The organism is Kitasatospora sp. NPDC059973 (assembly GCF_042737525.1).
In the GTDB taxonomy this organism is placed as follows: Bacteria; Actinomycetota; Actinomycetes; order Streptomycetales; family Streptomycetaceae; genus Kitasatospora.
Genome location: NZ_JBHWUI010000323.1, coordinates 1 through 3,924, shown reverse-complemented (window position 1 = coordinate 3,924; position 3,924 = coordinate 1). Strand labels below are relative to the sequence as shown.

3 protein-coding genes are annotated in these 3,924 nt (G+C 68.2%); 2 read left to right on the top strand and 1 reads right to left on the bottom strand.

Annotated elements, in window-relative coordinates:
• Nucleotides 1-54: 54 nt before the first annotated feature.
• On the bottom strand, nt 55-603 hold the full coding sequence (locus tag ACFWA9_RS38620) for a hypothetical protein (protein WP_380394176.1): 549 nt from the start codon (nt 601-603) through the stop codon (nt 55-57).
• Nucleotides 604-1,103: 500 nt separating this feature from the next.
• Here ACFWA9_RS38620 and ACFWA9_RS38615 point away from each other — a divergent pair, with 500 nt between their 5' ends.
• On the top strand, nt 1,104-1,862 hold the full coding sequence (locus ACFWA9_RS38615; RefSeq protein ID WP_380394173.1) for a GntR family transcriptional regulator: 759 nt from the start codon (nt 1,104-1,106) through the stop codon (nt 1,860-1,862).
• Nucleotides 1,862-2,728, top strand: a complete 867-nt coding sequence (locus ACFWA9_RS38610; RefSeq protein WP_380394171.1) for a GNAT family N-acetyltransferase — start codon at nt 1,862-1,864, stop codon at nt 2,726-2,728. The genes ACFWA9_RS38615 and ACFWA9_RS38610 overlap by 1 nt, the downstream gene beginning before the upstream one ends.
• Nucleotides 2,729-3,924 lie beyond the last annotated feature (1,196 nt).

The window sequence follows — 3,924 nt, the reverse complement described above, 5'->3', positions numbered from 1 at the left end:
CCGCCGACCCGGGTGGGGTCGGCGGCGGCCGTGGTCGTTCGTGCTGATGCTGGGTCAGGCGGCGGTGGGGTGCAGCGTCTCCGTCGGGACCTCGATGCCGCGGATCGGGCCAATGGCTCCGACCAGCGGTTCGGCCCGCTCGCTGTCCACGTCCTTGACGGTGCGCACCACCGTCTTCCACTGCGCGGTGCGGCGCCGGGCCTGCGCGTTGCGCTGGCTGGCCGTGGGCTCGTCGGCCTCCGGCCGGGCCGTGGCCATCAGGTGCACCGGGCCGGGCTGCGCGGGCAGCGGCTTGTAGTGCTGGGTGGCCGCGCGGCGCGTCTCGGCCGACAGGGCGTCGAGGTGCTGCCGCCGCAGGCGGGCGAGCCACCGGTCCGGTGTCAGGTCGACCTCAACCCGGCGGTTGCCGCCGGGGCAGTGGTCGGTCGTGCCGCGCTCGTGGCTGACCACCTTCAGGTCGGTCTTCCCGACGACGCGGCGCCAGGTGTCGCAGTCCGGGCAGACGATCGACGCCTTCACCATGTCGATGTTGGCCGGGTTGAGCTGGCTGAGCTTGAGCGGTGCGCGGCCGTAGGTGCGGCGGGAACGGGTGCGGGTCGACATCGAGTTCCTCCGGAACGGTCGAGGGGACGGCGGCGAGAGTTGCTGCACTCTCCGCCCGCCAGGCCCGGCCCGATGGCCGGTGTCCTGGCGGACAGGCAGCGCAGCACGCTGCTCAAAAGTGGTTCTGGTGTTGCTATGAGGTACGGCTGTCCGGCGCTTGGGGGAGCTAGAGCATCACCCCTGGACCTCGCCACCGCCCGAAGGCGGGTGACACCGCTGTTTTGCAGCTTGGTACTCGTTCACCGCCGAAGACCCAGACTTTGGTGCCTAAGTTCTGGCGACAACCAGAACCGTACGCACCGCGTGACTGCTCGTCAAGTCGTTTGGTGCTTAAGTCTTCTGACTGAGAGTTCAAAGTGATGGGCCTCAGGTGGAAAACAAACTCACAGTGCCGCCAAGGCGACCGCCCGCGCCGCCGCCAATCAAAGGTCGACGGCAGGCGCATCCAAGACGGGTAAGTTAGGTACCAAAGTTACGGAGCATCAGGTACTCTGCCCTCTATGACTCCGACAGATCAGACGAGAAGGGGCAGCGCACGGTCCGTCGCCGATGCTCTCCGCGAGCAGATCAGGGCTGGCGTGTTGGGCCCAGGCGCAGTGCTCCCCACCGGCCGCGAGCTTGCCGACACGTTCCACGTTGCACCCAAGACCGCCGCGGCTGGCGTCGACATCCTCAAGGCTGAGGGCCTGGTCATCGGAGAGCAGGGCGGTCGCCGCCGAGTCCGGTCTATTCGGCGGATCACCTGGAACCTCAGCGAGTTCGAGCGAGGGCGCCGCCGCGATTCCCACGCGCTGGACGACTGGGCAACCGCCATCAAGGACGCCGGCCGGGAACCCCGCGAGACGATCATCAAGACGGTGGAGCCAGCTGAACCTCAGATCGCAGCGTGGCTGCGCATCATGCCCGGCGCCGAGGTCGTCAAGCGTGCTCGCGTTCGCTCGGTCGATGACGAGCCCTTCCAGCTCTCCAGCAGCTACTTCCCCGGCACGATCGCCCGAGGGACCTTGCTGGACGAGGACCGGGAGCTGTCGATCCCGGGCGGCGTGCTGCGGCACATCGGCCACCCGCAGACCGGCGTCCGCGATGAGATCAGCACTCGGATGCCCACGCCCGAAGAGACCGAACTCCTCAAGCTCCCGGTGGGCACGCCCGTGATCCAGCACGTCCGCATCGGGCACGGAGCCGAGGCCCCGGTCCGAGTCATGGTCACCATCGCCCCCGGGGACCGTCACCTGCTCGTATACGAGATGGAGGTCTGATGACCGACTACGGCGTGCGCCTGGCCCAGGCCAGCGACATTCCCGACCTGATGGTTCTGCGAAGCGAGGCCGAGCGGTGGCTGGCTGAGGCCGGCATCGACCAGTGGTCGGACGCCGACCTGGGCGAGCGCGCCATGCAGAGCTGGATGGAAAAGATCAAGCTCGGCCTCACGTGGGTGTTCACCACCCTGGACGGCAAGGTGGTCGCCACCGTCAGCCGCGGTAACGCCGACCGGGATTTCTGGAAGGCCGACGACGACCTGCACTCGGCCCTCTACATCTACAAGCTGATCGTCGCCCGCTCCGAGGCCGGTAGCCAGCTCGGCGCCCGAATCCTTGACTGGGCTTCCGTAGTCGCGGCGGCCGAGGGTAGGTCGTGGCTTCGCCTCGACGTCTGGCGCAGCAACAAGCGGCTCCAGCGCTACTACGAGAAGTGGGGATTCGACCACGTTCGCACCGAATCTCCCGGCTACCGCCTCAGCGGCTGGCTTGGGCAGCGCACGGCAGGCAGCGTCCTCCTGCCTGAGGCAATGCTGCCTGTCATCCCCAAGCCGCTATCGGCAGGGTTCGCCGAACGGTTGGCGAACACCCAGGCTCGCGCACAGGAGTTGAACGACCAGGTCGCGGAGCTCCTGGTCGATCTGGAGGCGGCCTCCACTCCCGCCACCGGCACACTGCGGGGGGCATACGATCGCGCTCACGAACACCTCGTCATCGCGCGGGACACGGTGCGCAGCGGGTTGGAGAGCCTCCAGTCGGCCACGGCCAGCGCCGAGTCCTTTCCGGAGCCGGGCAACCTGGCGTGGGCCTCCGCACCGCGTCGGCCCTTCCAGCCATGGGATTCGCCCTCCTCGGACGACCGGTAGGAAGCGAACTTGTCGAACCATCTGATCGTTGGACGTCAGATCGACACGGTGAGATTGCCGCTACTCTGCGCGTTGTCCACAGGGGTAGGGTGTCATCGTCAGTGATCCAAAATGACTTCGCCGTCCGACCCCTTGGGGCCGGACGGCGTTCAAGTGGAGCGGCGCCCGGCCAGGGGCCCGTCCCGGTCATCCACGAAGGAGGTGGTGACGTGATGCAGGGTACCCGCAGTGGAGCCCCCACATGCGTACGGCACCCCGCCGTGGAGTCGACCGAGGATTCTCGGGTCTCACTCCGGCGGGGTGCCGTCATCGTCTGTGCGGCCGGCCCCGGCAGCCCCCTAGCTGAGGGTGTCCCGTGACCTAGTCCGCTCTGGCGGGCCCGACCCCTGTGAAGGTCTAGCCCTGCCGGGCCGCTCCCCGGGCATTTCCACCCGGATCCACGCGGCCCACCTGCTCTACCTCGCTCGCGGGCGTCCAACCGTTGAGCGAGTTGCTGGGGGATCGGCTTCCAACCGACCACACCAGCGGCACTACCGAAGTTGCACCACCACCGGCTTTCCAACCGGTCGCAGTACCCGACCCCTGCCAGGGGGCCGGTCCAGCACCACTCGGGCCCTAGGGCCTTCGCAGTTCCCGCAGTCGGGGCCTTTCCAGGGGCCTCGGCTGCACCCCACCGCCAACGCCGTTCCAGAGGCCGAGGCCAGAGAGAACAGGAGGTTGCCGTTGGTTTTCGCCCCCACGAGGGGGGCTTTTGTCAAGCGCCCCGAGGGGCACTTCCCGGCATCCCGAGGGGTGCCGCGCGCCCGTACCCATCAAGCAGTAAGGGAGCAGTGTCATTTTGCAGCAGGTCAGCAGCCCTTTCCAGTCTCGCCGTGGCGGGACTGTCGTTCATGGTGCCCCCGGTTTGAACTCGGCCGGAGATCCCGCAGGGCGGGAAGTCGCTTCGATCCCCGCTCCTGCCTTGGGATTCGTTGAGGGACGGGTTAACGGACCGGTTGTCGAAAGCGCGGCACACTCCGGGCCGAGTGTGTCGCACATCACACGTTCGGGTGACTGCGTCGAGGGTGCCGTGGACGGCCTGCCGGGTGTAGATCCGGCCGCGCTACTGGTTCCCGGCCAGCGGGCGGTCGGGTCGCGTCCCTTCCCGGAAGCGGCGGAGGCGCTGTCCACCGGCCCGGCCGGGCCGGTGGACAGCC

What these genes read in the sequence shown, in the direction of transcription:
- ACFWA9_RS38620 (WP_380394176.1), bottom strand. Translation starts at nt 603, where the DNA reads ATGTCGACCCGCACCCGTTCCCGCCGCACCTACGGCCGCGCACCGCTC.
- ACFWA9_RS38615 (WP_380394173.1), top strand. Translation starts at nt 1,104, where the DNA reads ATGACTCCGACAGATCAGACGAGAAGGGGCAGCGCACGGTCCGTCGCC.
- ACFWA9_RS38610 (WP_380394171.1), top strand. Translation starts at nt 1,862, where the DNA reads ATGACCGACTACGGCGTGCGCCTGGCCCAGGCCAGCGACATTCCCGAC.